Consider the following 15,645-nt stretch of genomic DNA (forward strand, 5'->3'; position numbering starts at 1 on the left):
CGCGACCGCGTCGGAGGAGTCCTTAGTACTTTGGCGTTGTACCCGGCAGGCGCCGCGGGCGCTTTGCCGAAGCCGGCGCGGGCGGCGCGAACGCTGCCCGACGCCTGCGTATGGGCGGCCCGGTCAGGGCGCGTCGGCGGCCTCCTTGCGCCCGGGCTGGACCGTGCTGCGCCAGGCTTCGAGGAACTGGCGGCGCTTGAGCGCATCCAGGTAGACCAGCAGGCCGGGGCCGAGCGGGATCGGCCGCAGCGCGCGCACGCGGGCGCCGTCGCGCGCGTGCGGGGCCAGCGGCGCGCCGTCGGCGGCGCGGATCGGCTGCAGCCCGACCTGGCGGGCCAGCAAGGCCTGGCCGCGCGGCGACAGCAGGTAATCGAGAAAGCGCCCGGCCTCGCCCGCGTTGGGCGCGCCGCGCGGGATCAGCGCGGTGCGCAGCAGGACCAGGGTGTAGTCCTCGGGCAGGACGATGCCGAGCGGGGCGCCGGCGTCGACCCGGGCCTGGGCGTAGGAGCCGAGCACGTTGTAGGCCAGGGCCAACTCGCCGCGCGCGACCCGGTCCAGCAGCGGGCCGGTGCGCTCCTCCAGCCGCACCCGGTTGGCGCCGAGCGCGGCCTGCAGGGCGCCGGCCATGCTGCCGAGCTGGTGATCCTGGGTCGCCAGCAGATAACCGACGCTGCTGCGCGAAACGTCGTAGGTACCGACCTTGCCGGCCAGCCCCGCGGCCGGGTCGCGCAGCAGGGCCAGCAGTTCGCGCCGGGTGCGCGGCACCTTGCCCGGCGGCAGCAAACGCTTGTTGTAGACGATCACCACGGGCTCGTAGCTGATGCCGAAGGCCTCATGGCGCCATTGCGACCAGGCCGGCAGACCGGCGGTGGCGGCCGAGCGGTGGGCCAGGGCGTGGCCGTCGTTGGCCAGCTTGGTCTGCAGGTCCATGCCGCTGCTGATCAACAGGTCGGCGCCGGCGCGGCCGCCGGCGCGCGCCTGCAGGTGGCGGCGGTAGATATCCTGCGCGACCAGATCGGCGTACTCGATCTCGGTGCCGGGACGCAGCCGCTGGTAGTCGGCGATCACCGCGGCGAAGTTCTCGATGTCGGTCGAGCCGTGGATGCGCAGGCGGGCGGTGACGGCGTGCGGCGCCTTGAACGTGCGGACATCGCCGGGAGCGGCCTGGACGAGGGCGGCGAGAAGCGACCACAGCACCAGCAACACGCCGCGCACGGGAAGCCGGGCCGGGCGGCGACGCCGGCAACGGACGTGAACGCGCGCGACGGCGGCATCGCGCGATGCCGATGCCGCGCGTGCGTCGGTTGGCGCCGTCGTTCGCTGCTTGCCTTGCATCGGCTTCTCCCGCATCACGTCGTCACCCGCGGCAGCCGCAAGGTCACCACCAGACCGCCGCCGACCCGATTGCTCAGATCGATCCGGCCGCCGTGGCTGTCGACGATGCGCTTGACGATCGCCAGTCCCAGGCCGGCGCCGCCGGCGGCGGCGTCGCGGCCGCGGGCGAAGCGTTCGAACACGCTGCCGGCATCGCCCGGGGCGATGCCGGGGCCGTGGTCGGCGACGGTCAGCACCGCCCAGGCCGGGTCTTCGGCCACGGTCAGGGCGATCTGCAGCGGCCCGGCGTCGCGGCCCGGCGGCGAACGGCCGTGCTTGAGCGCGTTGTCGATCAGGTTCTTCAGCGCCTCGCGCAGCAGCAGGGCGTCGCCGCGCACCCGCATCGGCTCGCCGGTCGCGGCCAAGCGCACGTCCGGCCGCGGCCCGGCCTGCGGGATCGATTCGTACAGCGCCTGGTGCAGCACTTCGGCCAGGTCGACGGTTTCGAACTGCTGCAAGTGGCTGCGGTGGATCGCGCTGGCATCGCTGAGCAACTGGTTCAACAGGCGGCTCATGTGGCTGGCGTTGCGCTCGATGGTGACCAGGCTGCGGCGCTGCTCGACCGGATCGTCCTCGTCCAGCGCCAGCTGCGCCTGCGCGCGCAGCGCCGCCAGCGGCGTGCGCATCTGGTGCGCGGCGTCGCCCATGAACGCGCGCAGGGTTTCGTTGCTGGCCGACAAGCGGGCCATGAAGCGGTTGAGCGCGCCGACCAGCTGATCGAGCTCCAGCGGCACTTCGCCGGCGACCGGCTTCAGGTCGGAGGGCTCGCGCAGCGACAAGTCGCGTTCGAGTTTCTGCAACGGCCGCAGCGCGCGATGCACGCCGATCCAGACCAGCGCCAAGGCCGCCAGCGACAAGGCCACGATCGCGACCAGCGCGCGCAGCACCACGTCGTCGGCCAAGGCCTCGCGCGCCAGGCGGGTCTGGCCGACCTGGACGATGGCCTGGCCCTGGGTCGCCGGCCCGGCGACCCAACGCGAGACCGCGACGAACCGGGTGGCCTCGCCGCGATACACCGCATCGAACAGCCGCGGCCGGCCGTCGCGCGGCAACGCCGGCGGCGCAGGCAGGTCGGCATAGCCGGTGATGGTCGCGCCTTCGGCGCCGGCCACGCGGTAGAACACGCGGTCTTCCGGCGCCATCGCCAGCAGATCGAGCGCGGCGTACGGCAGATCGACCTGCCATTGGCCGTCGACCAGCGCCACGCTGTCGGCGATCGACAGCGCCGAGGCCACCAGCAAGTGATCGTAGGAGCGGTCGGCGGCGCTGCGGCCGTAACTGCGCGCCGCCAGGAACAGCAGCACCGCGCCGATCAACGACAAGGCGCCGAGATAGATCAGCAAGGTGCGGCGGATCGAATCGCGGCGCGGCGCGGACTCAGCCATCGGCGTTGCCGCCGGCGTCGGCCGCTTCGAGCAGGTAGCCGACCCCGCGCACGGTGACGATGCGCAGCGGCGCGGCCGCCAGGCGCTTGCGCAGGCGACCGACGTAGAGCTCGATCGCGTTCGGCCCGGCCTCGTCGTCGAAGCCGAACAGGCCGTTGCCGATCTCGTCCTTGCCGACCGCCTGGCCGAGCCGGCCGATCAGGATTTCCAGCAGGCGGAATTCGCGGTTGGGCAGGTCGATCGCCTCGCCGTCGAGGGTCACCCGGTGTGCGCCGGCGTCGAACACCAGGCCGCCGATCTGCACCGCATCGGCGGCGCGGCCGTGGTGGCGGCGCAGCAAGGCGCGGCAGCGCGCTTCGAACTCGCGGAAGTCGAACGGCTTGCTGAGGTAGTCGTCGGCGCCGGCGTCGAGCGCCTTGACCCGGTCCTCGATGCCGTCGCGCGCGGTCAGCATCAGCACCGGCGTAGCGTCGCCGCGCTCGCGCAGGCCGGCGAGCAGGCCCAGGCCGTTGAGCCGCGGCAGGCCGATGTCGAGCACGATCAGATCGAAGGCCTGATAGCGCAGCACGCTGGCCGCGGCGATGCCGTCGGACTGCCAGTCCACCGCATGGCCGTCGCGGCGCATGCGCCTGACGATGGCGTCGGCCAGGTCTGCGTTGTCCTCGACCAACAGGATGCGCACGGATTGCTCTCGTCGCGGCTCGCGCCGCGGTCAGGTGAAGCCGGATCGGACTCATCGCCCCGATCGCGCGGCCGGGACCGGCATGACAGGTCAATGACAGCTTCGCCCGCCTAGCCTGGGTTCGAGGGGTTGCGGCTGGCCGTCCCGGCTGAAGCAACTATAAGCGCAGACATGCGCGCCTGTCGCCGGAAATCCCATGAAAAAAGGGCCGGCGACGGGGCAACGGGAGAACATCGATGTCGTGTATCCGCCACGCCGCCGCGTGCGTCGCACTGTGCCTGACCGCCGCGCCCGCGGTGGCCGCCGAGGTCGCCGACGGGCCGGTCACCGCCGAATTCGGCGGCCGCCTCCACTGGGACTTCGCCAGTTTCGACAACGATGCGCGCGGCCCGCGCAACCCCGACGACACCGAAGTGCGCCGGCTGTGGCTGGACCTGTCGGGCAAGTTCTACGGCTGGGGCTACAAGATCGAAGGCGACTTCGCCGGGCTGCAGGACGAGTTCTCCGGCGACAACGTCGAAGCCAAGGACGTCTACGTCACCCGCGATTTCAAGGCCGGCAAGCTGACCGTCGGCCAGTTCAAGCAGTACTTCACGCTCGACGACCGGATCAGTTCGAACTACGGCGTGTTCATGGAGCGCTCGATGTTCGCCAGCTCGGTCGCGCCGCTGTACCGGCTCGGCGCCGCCTGGATCACCGCGCGCCCGGACTACACCATAGGCGGCAGCGTCTACAGCCTGGAAAGCATCGACGCCTGGAAGGTCAAGGGCCGTGCCGTCGGCGCGCGCGGCACCTGGACGCCGTTGCGCGACGACGAACGCACCCTGCACCTGGGCTTGTCGCTGGCGCGCGAGTATTACGACCATCCCGGCCGCGACGGCGCCAACGGCCTACGCATCGCACCGCGCCCGGCCGGGCATCTGTCCGACAACAGCCGCGCGACCCTGGTCAGTTTCAATCGCGGACTGGACACCGACGTCGACAAGTACTCGCTGGAGTTCGGCCTGTCGCAGGGGCCGCTGTATGTGCAGTCCGAACTCGGCGGCGCCGATTTCGACGATGGCTCGCAACGCGGCGAAGTGCGCTCGGCCTACGGCCTGGTCGGCTGGTTCCTGACCGGCGAGTCGATGCCTTACGACAGCAAGAGCGGCCGCTTCGCCCGGGTCAAGCCGTTGCGCGACAGCGGCGCCTGGCAGGTGGCGCTGCGCTACGACACCATCCGCGGCAAGCAGCACCTCGACGGCAGCGCGAACTTCCGCGACGTGTCGATGGAACAGGCCAGCGTCGGGGTGAACTGGCACCTGCGCTCGAACCTGCGCTTCATGCTCGACTGGATCGAGAGCCGCAATCGCGATCGGCTGGCGGGCGTCACGCTGGACCGGACCCGCGCGTTGACCGGACGCTTTCAGTACGACTTCTGACTCCGGCGCTCGAACCGCCCTGGATTCGCGCGTTCGCGTGGATCACAGGCCGGGTTTCGCCGCCGCCGGGCCGACCGCATCCGCGGACGCCGGACGCGAGCGTTCTGTCGCCATCCGCAACGCTGCGCCCCGCACGCAGCTCCGTTTTCGAAAAGGAACCGCCTCATGTTGACCGCGCTCGGCTTCGGCATGGTCCTGACCTTCATGTACCTGATCATGAGCAAGCGGCTGTCGCCGCTGGTCGCGCTGATCGTGATCCCGATCGCCTTCGCCCTGCTCGGCGGCTACGGCGCCGGGATCGGCGAGATGATGATCGAGGGCATCAAGAAAATCGCTCCGACCGGCGTGATGCTGATGTTCGCGATCCTGTACTTCGGGGTCATGATCGATGCCGGCCTGTTCGATCCGATCGTCAAGCGCATCCTCAAGCTGGTCAAGGGCGATCCGCTCAAGATCGTGGTCGGCACCGCGGTGCTGGCGATGCTGATCTCGCTCGACGGCGACGGCTCGACCACCTACATGATCACCGTCTCGGCGATGCTGCCGCTGTTCCAGCGCCTGCGCATGAACGCGCTCAACCTGACCTGCGTGACCATTCTCGCCGGCGGGGTGATGAACCTGACCCCGTGGGGCGGGCCGACTGCGCGCGCGGCGACCGCGCTGCACGTCGACCCCAGCGACGTGTTCGTGCCGCTGGTGCCGGCGATGGGCGTGTCGCTGCTGTCGGTGCTGGCCCTGGCGTGGTACCTGGGCCTGCGCGAGCGCAAGCGGCTGGGCATCGTCACCCTGCATGGCCACGCCGCCGACTGGAACCCGGAGCTGGACACCGCCAGCGACAATCTGCCGACCCTGGCCGACAGCGAGGACACCAAGCGGCCCAAGCTGCTGTGGGTCAACGCCGGCCTGACCGTGGCGCTGATGACCGCGCTGGTGCTGGGCGTGCTGCCGCTGCCGGTGTTGTTCATGATCGGCTTCGCGATCGCGCTGGTGATCAATTACCCGGACCTGGCCGAGCAGCGCCGGCGCATCGGCAACCACGCCGGCAACGTGCTGGCGGTGGTGTCGCTGATCTTCGCCGCCGGCATCTTCACCGGCATCCTGTCCAACACCGGCATGGTCGAAGCGATGTCGCGCAGCTTCCTGGCGGTGATTCCGGATGCCTGGGGCCCGTACCTGGCGGTGATCACCGCGATCGCGAGCATGCCGTTCACCTTCTTCATGTCCAACGACGCGTTCTATTTCGGCGTGCTGCCGATCCTGTCGGAGGCCGCCGGCCACTACGGCATCACTCCGGTGGAAATGGCGCGCGCCTCGCTGGCCGGGCAGCCGGTGCACTTGCTGAGCCCGCTGGTGCCCTCGACCTATCTGCTGGTCGGCATGGCCAACGTCGACTTCGGCGACCACCAGCGCTTCACCCTGAAGTGGGCGGTGCTGGTGTCGCTGGTGCTGATGTTCGCCTCGCTGGCCCTGGCCTTGTATCCGCTGGCCACCTGAGTCTTGCAGGAGCGGCGTAAGCCGCGACAGCCGGAGCGGCGATCGAAAGCGCCCCTTCCCCAAAACCGGAGAGCGCCAAGACCGATCCCGGCCGTATCCGCGTCGCCCTCGGCCGCAACGCTCACGTACACCGCTTCGGTGGTCGCGACTCACGCCGCTCCTACAGACACCCACCTCGCCGTCGTTCGTCCAACACAGGAACCGTTCGCCATGACACTCCGCATCGCCTACGTCACCAGCGGCATGGGCAGCCTCGGCACTGCGATCTGCCAGAAACTCGCCGACCACGGGCACACCGTGGTCGCCGGCTGCGGTCCGGGTTCGCCGCGCAAGGCCGCCTGGCTGCGCGAACAACGCGAGCTGGGCTACGACTTCATCGCCTCGGAGGGCAACGCCGCCGACTGGACCTCCAGCGTGGAGGCTTTCGCCCAGGTCAAGGCCGAGGTCGGCGAAATCGACGTGCTGGTCAACAACGCCGGCGGCACCCGCGACGTGCTGTTCCGGCAGATGACCCGCGACGACTGGAACGCGGTCATGGCCAGCAATCTGCACAGCCTGTTCAACATCACCAAGCAGGTCATCGACGGCATGTCGGCGCGCGGCTGGGGGCGGATCATCAACATCGCCTCGGTCAGCGCGCAGAAGGGCCAGATCGGCCAGGTCAACTACGCCACCGCCAAGTCGGCGATGCACGGCTTCACCCGCGCCCTGGCGCAGGAGTTCGCCGCGCGCGGGGTCACGGTCAACACGGTCTCGCCGGGCTACGTGGCCAGCGCCGCGATCAGCGCCTTCCCGCCCGACGTGCTCGACCGCCTGGCCGCGTCGGTGCCGGTGCGCCGGCTGGGCAAGCCGGAGGAGGTCGCCAGCCTGTGCGCCTGGCTGGCCTCGGACGATGCCGCATTCGTCACCGGCGCGGATTACGCGGTCAACGGCGGCTTGCACATGGCTTGAAGCGCCGCCCCTGTCGGCGTGGCGCGAGCCGCGACCACCGCAGCGGCGATCGGCAGCGGACTGTCCGAAGACCGGTCGCCCAGGAAGGCGAGCGTGTGCAGCGTACCGCCTTCGGCCGCGGCGCTTGCATGCGTCGCTGCGACTGTCGCGGCTCACGCCGCTCCTACAGAAGCCTCAGCCGATTTCGCTGAAGTCGCCTTCGGCCATCTGGTCCAGGCGGATGCGGTTGGCGAACAACGAGAACGCCAGCATGCCGGCCAGGCCGTTGGCGCGGGTGATCCACGGCGGCATCCAGCGCGGCGGCGCCAGCACGCCGTCCTGGAACAAGGGCTCGAAGCGCTGCACGTCGCCCAGGGTCATCTTGCCGGCGAACAGCCAGCGGCACAGGTGCAGCTTCTGTTGGCGCAAGGCCCAGCGGAAGAAGGTGTGCACGCCGACCAGACCGCGCAGGTAGACGGTGTCCTTGGTGAAGGCCGCCCCGCCCGAGGTCGGTACCCCGCGGTAGACGCGCTGAGCCGAGGCGAAGCTGTCCTCCGGCGACTGGCCGGCGTCGATGAAGTAGCGGAACACTTCGATGAAGTCGGCGCCGTCCAGCGCCATCGCCACTGCGTCGATGCGCAGGCTCAGGCGCTTCATGCGGCCGATGTCGATGCTGCCGGTGATCTGTTCGGCGAAGGTCGCCAGGCCTTCCTGGGTGGCGGTGCTGCGCGGCGACGACAAGGCCAGGCTGGGCAGCACCGGCTGTTCGCGGCCGTTGAGCGCGGTCAGCGAATGCACGAAGGCCTCGTGCTGCAGCAGCTGGTGACGGTCGTAGTCGCTGAACGCCGCGCCGCTGCGCAGGCGAATGCGGGTCGCGCCGGCGGCGGCCTTGGCGATCAGCTCGGGGTCGAGCACGACCTCGATCACCCGGCCGTCGAAGTAGTCGTCTAGGTCGCGCTGCAGTTGCAGGCTCAGCGCGGTGGCGGAGATCTGCACCGTCTCGGCCGGCGACATCAGCTCGCGGTCGAGTTCGTCGGCGATGGAGATGAAGTGGTTGGCCGCTTCGCGCGTGCTCGGTCCCTGCCCCGGCAGGGCCACGTCGGGCTGGCCGAACAGTTGGATCGAGTAACCCGTCACCTCCGGCGAGCCCAGCGATTCCACCAGCTGCGCGGCGATGCCCCAGCTGCGCGAGGAATCGATCAGGTACTCGCCGAGCGGATGGTCGGGGTCGGCCTCGGCGGCGATCGCGTCCAGTTCGGCGCGGACGTCGGCGAAGTCGTATTGCGGGTAGATCACCGTCGGCGGCCGCGCGGTGCCGCGGGCGTAGTCGGCGAGGAACTGCACCTCCATGCCGGCCGGCCAGCTGGCCATGGTCAACAGCTTGATCCCGCGCGCGGCACGGACCATGCGCGCATCGAGCGCGGCATGGTGCTGGATCTCGGCGTGCAGGCTGGGCGAGAGCAGGCTCATGCGGCGGCTCGGGGGGCGGGGTGTGGGGTGGCTTGTGTTTGCAGCAAAGGCGGAGGCAACGGCAAGCTTCGGCCGCCGGCCGGCACGCACATCCCCGAGCCGGCCTCAGCGCCGGCCATACTTGTCTTCCAGGCGCTTGTTCAGCGCCTTGCCCAGCACTTTCTCGTCGGCCTTCTGCGCGCGCCGGTTGGCGAGCTTGTTGGCGGCGCCGGCGACTTCCTCGCGCAGCTTGAGGTAATTGGCGAAGCGCTGCGGGTCCAGGCGCCCGCCCTCGATCGCGGCGCGCACCGCGCAGCCGGGTTCGCGGTGGTGCGAACAGTCGCGGAATTTGCATTGCTCGGCCAGGGACTCGACGTCGGCGAAGTTCTCGGCGACGTCTTCCTCGCCGGTGGGCTTCAGCTCGCGCATGCCGGGGGTGTCGATCAGGCAGGCGCCGGTCGGCAGCGGGATCAGCGCGCGGTGGGTGGTGGTATGGCGGCCGCGGGCATCGCTTTCGCGCACCGCGCCGGTCTTCATCCGCTCGATGCCGAGCAGGCTGTTGGTCAGGGTCGACTTGCCGGCGCCGGAGGAACCGACCAACACCGCGGTGCGGCCCGGGCCCAGCCACGCCGCCAAGGCCTCGCGCACGCCGTCGCGGTCGCGGGCGTTGACCGCGCGCACCGCCACGCCCTGGGCCAGTTCGATCAGCGCCCCGGTCGCGGCGGCGATCGCGTTCTCGTCGGCGGCCAGGGCCTCGTCGGCCTTGGTCAGCACGATCACCGGCTCGGCGCCGCCGCGCACCAGCAGCAGGTAGCGCTCGATCCGGCGCGGGTTGAAGTCGGCGTCGAGGCCGCAGACCACGAATACGGTATCGACGTTGGCGGCGATCAGCTGCTGCTTGTAGTGCTCGCCGGCGGCGCCGCGCTTGATCGCGGTATGGCGCGGCAGCAGCGCCACCACCCGGCGCCGGCCCTCGCCCTCGATCAGCAGCCAGTCGCCGACCCCGGGGCGTTGCTCGGGCGGGAAGCGCGGGCGCTGCCATTCGGGCAGGGAGTCGACCGGGAAGCTGCTGTCGGGGCCGTCGGCAACCACATAGCCGCTGCGGTGCTGCTCGACCACCCGCGCCGGGCGCGCGTGGGGGTGCTCGGCCAGGGCCTGCTGCCAGACCGGGTCGGCCGGGAGCGGGTCGGCGGCCGTGATCGGCCAGCCGATCGCCTGCAAGGCGGACAGTTCAGGGGTCAAAGGCGCGCACGACGGGGGACATGGCGCGATTCTACATAGGCGGCCGGTCGCGCGGCCCTCGGCGCCCGTCGCGGCGGGCCGCGCGACGCCTCGCCCGCCCCCTCCCCGCCCGCGTCGCCGCCCGGCCCGGTGAACTGTGCGCCCCGCCCCCGCCTGCCGGCCCCGCCGGGCCGGGCGATCAGCTGATTAGTGATTGCGATTCAGCTAGTCTGGACGGCACCTTTCCCATTCCGATCCTGCCGCGATGTCCCTTCCGCCCCTGAAAACCCGCGAACGCCTGTCCGAAGTCCGCTACGAAATCCGCGGTGAACTGGCCCGGCGAGCTCGCGAGTTGGAGGCCCAGGGACGCAAGCAGATCAAGCTCAACATCGGCAATCCGGGCGCGTTCGGGTTCCGCGCGCCGGAGCACCTGCAGCGCGCGATCGCCGAGCGCATCGCCGACACCGATCCCTACACCCACCAGCAAGGCCTGCCGATCGCGCGCGAAGCGATCGCCGCGTTCCACAAGCAGCGCGGCACGCCCAACGCCTCGCCCGAGCGCGTGTTCGTCGGCAACGGCGTCAGCGAGCTGATCGACCTGTCGCTGCGCGCCCTGCTCAATCCCGGCGACGAAGTGCTGCTGCCTTCGCCCGACTACCCGCTGTGGTCGGCGGCGACCATCCTCAACGACGGCCGCCCGGTGTACTACCGCTGCCAGCCGGAGAACGGCTTCCTGCCCGACCCGGACGAGATCGAGCAACTGATCTCCAGCCGCACCCGCGCGATCGTCCTGATCAACCCCAACAACCCGACCGGCGCGGCCTACCCGCGCGAGCTGATCGAGCGCATCGTCGCCATCGCCGCGCGCCACAAGCTGCTGCTGATGTGCGACGAGATTTACGACTCGATCCTGTACGACGGCGCGCAGTTCACCCCGATCGCGCCGATCGCCGGCGACCTGCCCTGCCTGAGCTTCGGCGGCCTGTCCAAGGTCCACCGCGCTTGCGGCTGGCGCGTGGGCTGGGCGGTGCTGTCCGGCGACCCGGTCGCCAGCGGCGATTTCCATCACGCCATGGATCTGCTCGGCGCGCTGCGCCTGTGCGCCAACGTGCCGGGCCAGTTCGCGATCGAAGCCGCGCTGCACGGCGAGGACACCATCGCCCCGCTGTGCGCGCCGGGCGGCCGCCTGTACGAAGCGCGCCGCGCGGTGATCGAGTCGGTGCAGGCCAGCAAGCACCTGGAGCTGGTCGCCCCGGCCGGCGCGCTGTACGCCTTCCCGGCGGTGACCGGCGCCGCGGCGCAGGGCTTCGACGACCACAAGTTCGCGCTCGAACTGCTGGAAACCGAAGACGTGCTGGTGGTGCCGGGCTCGAGCTTCAACGTACCCTACCGCAATCATTTCCGCGTCACCCTGCTGCCGCTGCCGGAGCAGGTGCGCGAGGTGTTCCTGCGCATCGAACGTGTGCTCGACCGCTACGCCGAGCGCGCCGACGACAAGGCCCGCGCTGCGGTGGCCTGAGCCGCCATGGCGCAGCCTGACATGAGCATGTCCTATCTGGCGCTCGGCGACAGCTACACCATCGGCGAAGCGGTGGCCGAGAACGGCCGCTGGCCGGTGCAGCTGGCCGCGGCGCTGCGCGCGCGCGGCATCGGCCTGGCCGACCCGCGCATCATCGCCACCACCGGCTGGACCACCGACGAACTGGCGACCGCGCTGGACCTGTCCGAACCGCTGGGCGAATGGGACTTCGTCAGCCTGCTGATCGGGGTCAACAACCAGTACCGCGGCCGCAGCGCGGCCGAGTACGCCGGCGAGTTCCGCGCCCTGCTCAAGCGCGCGCTCGGCTATGCGCGCGGCCGCCGCGAGCGGGTGCTGGTGCTGTCGATCCCGGACTGGGGCGCGACTCCGTTCGGGGCCAAGGACGCGCGCGGCGGTGCGGTCATCGGCGCCGAACTCGATGCGTTCAACGCCGCCGCCGAACGCCTGTGCGCGGAGTACGGCGTGGCCTACGTCGACATCGCGCCGGTCTCGCGCCGGCTCAGCGCCGATAGCGCGATGCTGGCCGAGGACGGCCTGCATCCGTCGGCGGCGATGTACGCCGAATGGACCGCGCTGGCCCTGCCGGTCGCGCAGCGCCTGCTGACCGAAGCGGCCTGAGCCCCGCGCCGCGCTGCGGTTCCCGCGCGCGGCCGACGGATGCGACACTGGACGGCCCGCGTCTCCACGCCCGACCAGACGATGAACGAAGCGGTACAGGCCATGGCCCACGGACAGGCGGACAGCATCGCGCGCGCCTATCTGCCCGAGCATCCGCTCGGCAACCGTTGGGACTACTACTACAGCCGCGCCAAGCTCGGCAGCGATCCGCTGTACCCGGGCGTCAGCGCGGCCCTGCGCGGCACCCGCGCGCCGCTGCTCGACCTGGGCTGCGGCCTGGGCCTGCTCGCCCACACCCTGCACGCCGACGGCATCCGCCTGCCCTACCGCGGCGTCGACAGCGATGCGGCCAAGATCCGCCGCGCCCGACGCGCCGCCGCGCGGGTCGGGCTGGACCAGGCCGGTTTCGACGTGGTCGACCTGGCGCGCGAAGTGCCCGAACACCGCGGCAGCGTGGCGATCCTCGACGTGCTGCAGTTCATTCCCTACCCGGCGCAGGAACGGGCGCTGGACGCGATGATCGCGATGCTGACGCCCGGCGCGCGGCTGGTGATCCGCACCGGCCTGGACGACGGCACCGGCCGCGCCCGCATCACCCGTGCGGTCGACCTGTTCTCGCGCGTGCTGGGCTGGATGAACGCGACCCCGCGGTACTACCCCGATGGCGCGGCGCTGCGCGCGCGCCTGATCGCGGCGGGGCTGGCGGTGGAGTTCACCCCGCTGTTCGGCCGCACCCCGTTCAACAACTGGCGCATCGTCGCCGCGCGGCCCGAGTAAAGCGCCCCGGCCGGAACGGCGAACCGGGAACGCGCTCAGGCGTCGCCGGGACGCGCTTCCGGCAAAGCGCAGCGGTAGCCCAGCTCGTCCAGCCGCGCCAACAGGCGGCGCATCGCTTCGACGTTGCGGCCGTGGCCCGAGCCCTCGTGCATCAGCACGATCGCGCCCGGGGCCAGATCGCGTTCGATCCGCGCCACCACCTTGTCCGGGTCGGCCTCGACCGCGTCGAAACCGCGCGCGCTCCAGGCCACCCGGCTCAGGCCGTGGCGGCGCAGCGGCGCGGCGGTGAAGGGATTGGCCATGCCGACCACGGCGCGGAACCAGCGCGGCGGCTGCGGCAGCAACGCGGCCAGGCGCCGCTGGGCCTCGCCGATTTCGCGCGCCATCGCCCGCGGCCCCAGCGCCCAGAACCGCGCCGAGGGGTGACTGTGGCTGTGGTTGCCGACCTCGTGGCCACGGCGGACGATCTCGCGCAGCAGGCCGGCATGGCGCTCGGCGCGCTCGGCGACGACGAAGAAGGTGGCCTTGGCGCGGTGCGCATCGAGCAGGTCGAGCATGGCCTGGGTATCCCGCGACGGGCCGTCATCGATGGTCAGCCAGACCGCGCGCTCCGCGGTCGCCAACCGCGACAGCACCGGCCCGAACAGACGCGAGCGCGGCCACAGGGTGCCCCAGAACATCGCCGCATGACTCGGCAGCAGGGCCGCCAGGCCGATCGCCCAGCCGTAGCGCCACCACAACGCCGCCACCAGCAACTGCGAGGCGGCGAACCAGCCGGCCCAGGCCCAAGGCCGGCGCGGCGGTCGGTGAGCGGCGGCGAAGGGGCGGTCCATGCGCGGGGCGCGGTCTCGGGGGCTGATCGGGCGGGAGGGGGCGAACAGAGCCTGCATCCTACCTTGCGCCGCCGGCGCCCCGCCCCCATGTGAGCCCCATCTCCGCCCGCCAGACCGTCATGTCCCTCGATCCCGCCCTGCGTTCGCGCATCGAAACCCTGCTCCAGTCCAATCGCGTCGTGCTGTTCATGAAGGGCGCGCCGAACGCGCCGCAATGCGGTTTCTCGGCCAAGGCCGCCGGCGCGCTCAACGCGCTGCTGCCGCAGGGCTACGCCCACGTCGACGTGCTGGCCGATGCGGACCTCCGCGAGGGCATCAAGGTCTACGGCGAGTGGCCGACCATTCCGCAGTTGTACGTCGACGGCCAGTTGGTCGGCGGCAGCGACATCGTCGAGCAGATGGCCGCCAGCGGCGAACTGCACGGCCTGCTCGGCCTGCCGGCGCCGGATCGCAGCCCGCCCAGGCTCAGCATCACCCCGGCGGCGGCCAAGATGCTGCGCGATGCCGTCGCCAACGCCGGCGAAGGCTATGCGGTGCAATTGGAAGTCGACCCGCGCTACAACGTGCGCCTGCAGCTGGCGCCGGTCGACGCTGCGGCGATCGCGGTCGAAGTCGACGGTGTGCGGGTGCAGACCGACTGGATGCACGCGCGCCGCGCCGACGGTGTGTCGATCGACTGGGCCGACGACGAACGCGGCCGCGGCCTGGTGATCGTCAACCCGAACGCGCCGCCGGCGGTGCAGCCGCTGACCCCGGCCCAGGCGCGCGAACGCGTCGCCGCCGGCAGCCTGCGCCTGGTCGACGTACGCCCGGCCGAGGAGCGCGCGCTGGCCCAGGCCGGTGTCGCCTTCGATACCTTCGACGCCGGCACCGCCACGCTCGAGGCGCTGCCCAAGGACACCGCGCTGGCCTTTCTGTGCCACCACGGCGGCCGCAGCGCCCAGGCCGCCGAGCACTTCCGCCAGCTCGGCTTCGGCGAGGTCTATAACGTGGTCGGCGGCATCGACGCCTGGGCCGACATCGAGCCGGGCATCGCCAAATACTGAGCCGCCGGCGCCAGCCGCCGCCGCGACGGCCGCGACGCCCTGCGTCGCGGCCGTTTTCGTTTGCGCACGCCGGATCGCGCTGGGGTGGACACCTGGCGCGGGGGGCTTCCGCGCGATCCGCTTCCGCCCGGCATCCGAGGCGGTCGCTTCAACCTGACTGGTCACCAACGCCCATCTCGTCTCCGCCTTGTGGCCGATGCCGGCCTGCGGCGACGCCCCCTAACCTCGCGCCTCGTTGCCCACCTCGCCACGGATCGGCGCCTGCTGCGGAGTAGCCCGTGACCTTCGCCTTCCCGATCCGCGCCCTCGGCGCGCTCGCCGCGCTGTGCCTGCTCGCCACCCTCGCCCGCGCCGCCGATCCGCCCAAGCCGGTCCCCGCGCCGATCCAGCAGCTGCGCATCTACGAAATCTTCGAAGACACCAAGCCGCATTTCCACGCCCGCTTCCGCGATCATGCGCTGCGGATCATGCAGCGCTACGACTTCCGCATCGTCGCCATGTGGGAGACCCGGCAGGAGCAGCGGACCGAATTCGCCTATCTGCTGGAATGGCCGGACGAAGCGACGATGAAGGACCGCTGGGCCCGGTTCATGGCCGACGAGGAATGGTCGCGGATCAAGCGCGAAACCCGCAGCCGCGGCCGCATGGTCGGACAGATCCAGGACCGCACCCTGCACATGGTCGAGTATTCGCCGCAACGCCATTTGCTCGATTGAACGCCGCGACGGCTCTTGTAAGAGCGGCGTGAGCCGCGACAGCCGCAGCGGTGGACGCGAGCGAAGCATCCGGAGCCCAGACCGCCGGCGCGGGCATGGCCCATGCCGCATGACCGACTTCGGCCGGCGCGCGTTCTGTCATCGCTTCGGTGGTCGCGG

14 protein-coding genes are annotated in these 15,645 nt (G+C 71.2%); 8 read left to right on the forward strand and 6 right to left on the reverse strand.

All coding sequences use genetic code 11. The features are described 5' to 3' along the window. Positions 1-123: 123 nt before the first annotated feature. The 3 genes from V2J18_RS19945 to V2J18_RS19955 form a co-directional block, all read right to left on the reverse strand. Positions 124-1,203 carry an ABC transporter substrate-binding protein gene (locus V2J18_RS19945; RefSeq protein WP_425606123.1) on the reverse strand — a complete coding sequence of 360 codons (1,080 nt, stop codon included), beginning with the start codon at positions 1,201-1,203 and terminating at the stop codon, positions 124-126. Positions 1,204-1,349: 146 nt separating this feature from the next. Continuing rightward, positions 1,350-2,759, reverse strand: a complete 1,410-nt coding sequence (locus V2J18_RS19950) for a sensor histidine kinase N-terminal domain-containing protein (RefSeq protein WP_336132685.1) — start codon at positions 2,757-2,759, stop codon at positions 1,350-1,352. Further along, on the reverse strand, positions 2,752-3,441 hold the full coding sequence (locus V2J18_RS19955; RefSeq protein ID WP_336132686.1) for a response regulator: 690 nt from the start codon (positions 3,439-3,441) through the stop codon (positions 2,752-2,754). Before V2J18_RS19955 ends, V2J18_RS19950 begins: the two co-directional genes overlap by 8 nt. A 236-nt stretch (positions 3,442-3,677) precedes the next feature. Here V2J18_RS19955 and V2J18_RS19960 point away from each other — a divergent pair, with 236 nt between their 5' ends. The 3 genes from V2J18_RS19960 to phbB all read left to right on the forward strand — a co-directional run bounded on the left by V2J18_RS19960 (position 3,678) and on the right by phbB (position 7,307). Continuing rightward, a complete protein-coding gene (locus V2J18_RS19960; RefSeq protein ID WP_336132687.1) occupies positions 3,678-4,862 on the forward strand; it encodes an OprO/OprP family phosphate-selective porin in 1,185 nt (394 codons plus the stop codon). A 165-nt stretch (positions 4,863-5,027) separates the two neighbouring features. Beyond that, positions 5,028-6,356 carry a CitMHS family transporter gene (locus V2J18_RS19965; RefSeq protein ID WP_064746647.1) on the forward strand — a complete coding sequence of 443 codons (1,329 nt, stop codon included), beginning with the start codon at positions 5,028-5,030 and terminating at the stop codon, positions 6,354-6,356. A gap of 210 nt (positions 6,357-6,566) precedes the next feature. Further along, on the forward strand, positions 6,567-7,307 hold the full coding sequence (phbB, locus tag V2J18_RS19970) for an acetoacetyl-CoA reductase (protein WP_064746648.1): 741 nt from the start codon (positions 6,567-6,569) through the stop codon (positions 7,305-7,307). A gap of 174 nt (positions 7,308-7,481) precedes the next feature. On the opposite strand, the gene V2J18_RS19975 is transcribed toward phbB, so the two are convergent. Together V2J18_RS19975 and rsgA are read right to left on the reverse strand one after the other, a co-directional pair. Then, entirely contained in the window at positions 7,482-8,756 is a 1,275-nt protein-coding gene (locus tag V2J18_RS19975; RefSeq protein WP_064746649.1) for a flavohemoglobin expression-modulating QEGLA motif protein, read from the reverse strand. Positions 8,757-8,861: 105 nt separating this feature from the next. Then, the gene (gene rsgA / locus V2J18_RS19980; RefSeq protein ID WP_064746650.1) at positions 8,862-9,977 is read right to left on the reverse strand and encodes a ribosome small subunit-dependent GTPase A; all 1,116 of its coding nucleotides are present in this window, start codon (positions 9,975-9,977) and stop codon (positions 8,862-8,864) included. A gap of 244 nt (positions 9,978-10,221) precedes the next feature. Between rsgA and V2J18_RS19985 the strand changes: the two genes are divergently transcribed. From V2J18_RS19985 to V2J18_RS19995, 3 genes are all read left to right on the forward strand, one after another. Next, complete coding sequence (locus tag V2J18_RS19985) at positions 10,222-11,475, forward strand: aminotransferase class I/II-fold pyridoxal phosphate-dependent enzyme (protein WP_064746651.1); 1,254 nt, start codon at positions 10,222-10,224, stop codon at positions 11,473-11,475. A 21-nt stretch (positions 11,476-11,496) separates the two neighbouring features. Continuing rightward, a complete protein-coding gene (locus V2J18_RS19990; RefSeq protein WP_336132688.1) occupies positions 11,497-12,114 on the forward strand; it encodes an SGNH/GDSL hydrolase family protein in 618 nt (205 codons plus the stop codon). 102 nt (positions 12,115-12,216) lie between these two features. After that, on the forward strand, positions 12,217-12,891 hold the full coding sequence (locus V2J18_RS19995) for a methyltransferase domain-containing protein (RefSeq protein WP_336133147.1): 675 nt from the start codon (positions 12,217-12,219) through the stop codon (positions 12,889-12,891). Positions 12,892-12,926: 35 nt separating this feature from the next. Here V2J18_RS19995 and V2J18_RS20000 read toward each other — a convergent pair whose 3' ends face one another. Further along, positions 12,927-13,724, reverse strand: coding sequence for a polysaccharide deacetylase family protein (locus V2J18_RS20000; protein WP_336132689.1), 798 nt, complete (start codon positions 13,722-13,724; stop codon positions 12,927-12,929). Positions 13,725-13,843: 119 nt separating this feature from the next. Between V2J18_RS20000 and grxD the strand changes: the two genes are divergently transcribed. Together grxD and V2J18_RS20010 are read left to right on the forward strand one after the other, a co-directional pair. Then, positions 13,844-14,770: a Grx4 family monothiol glutaredoxin gene (grxD, locus tag V2J18_RS20005; RefSeq protein WP_336132690.1), complete on the forward strand. Its 927-nt coding sequence runs from the start codon at positions 13,844-13,846 to the stop codon at positions 14,768-14,770. 278 nt (positions 14,771-15,048) lie between these two features. Next, positions 15,049-15,486 (forward strand): NIPSNAP family protein, encoded by a 438-nt coding sequence (locus tag V2J18_RS20010; RefSeq protein ID WP_261370007.1) that lies wholly within the window; start codon positions 15,049-15,051, stop codon positions 15,484-15,486. Positions 15,487-15,645 lie beyond the last annotated feature (159 nt).

The sequence above is a fragment of the Lysobacter firmicutimachus genome (genome assembly GCF_037027445.1).
Lineage (GTDB): Bacteria > Pseudomonadota > Gammaproteobacteria > Xanthomonadales > Xanthomonadaceae > Lysobacter > Lysobacter firmicutimachus.

Bases quoted from the DNA above. Each gene is read 5' to 3' on its own strand.
- V2J18_RS19995 (WP_336133147.1), top strand. From the start codon at position 12,217: ATGGCCCACGGACAGGCGGACAGCATCGCGCGCGCCTATCTGCCCGAG.
- V2J18_RS19985 (WP_064746651.1), top strand. From the start codon at position 10,222: ATGTCCCTTCCGCCCCTGAAAACCCGCGAACGCCTGTCCGAAGTCCGC.
- phbB (WP_064746648.1), top strand. From the start codon at position 6,567: ATGACACTCCGCATCGCCTACGTCACCAGCGGCATGGGCAGCCTCGGC.
- V2J18_RS19990 (WP_336132688.1), top strand. From the start codon at position 11,497: ATGAGCATGTCCTATCTGGCGCTCGGCGACAGCTACACCATCGGCGAA.
- V2J18_RS19950 (WP_336132685.1), bottom strand. From the start codon at position 2,759: ATGGCTGAGTCCGCGCCGCGCCGCGATTCGATCCGCCGCACCTTGCTG.
- grxD (WP_336132690.1), top strand. From the start codon at position 13,844: ATGTCCCTCGATCCCGCCCTGCGTTCGCGCATCGAAACCCTGCTCCAG.
- V2J18_RS19975 (WP_064746649.1), bottom strand. From the start codon at position 8,756: ATGAGCCTGCTCTCGCCCAGCCTGCACGCCGAGATCCAGCACCATGCC.
- V2J18_RS19960 (WP_336132687.1), top strand. From the start codon at position 3,678: ATGTCGTGTATCCGCCACGCCGCCGCGTGCGTCGCACTGTGCCTGACC.
- V2J18_RS20000 (WP_336132689.1), bottom strand. From the start codon at position 13,724: ATGGACCGCCCCTTCGCCGCCGCTCACCGACCGCCGCGCCGGCCTTGG.
- V2J18_RS19965 (WP_064746647.1), top strand. From the start codon at position 5,028: ATGTTGACCGCGCTCGGCTTCGGCATGGTCCTGACCTTCATGTACCTG.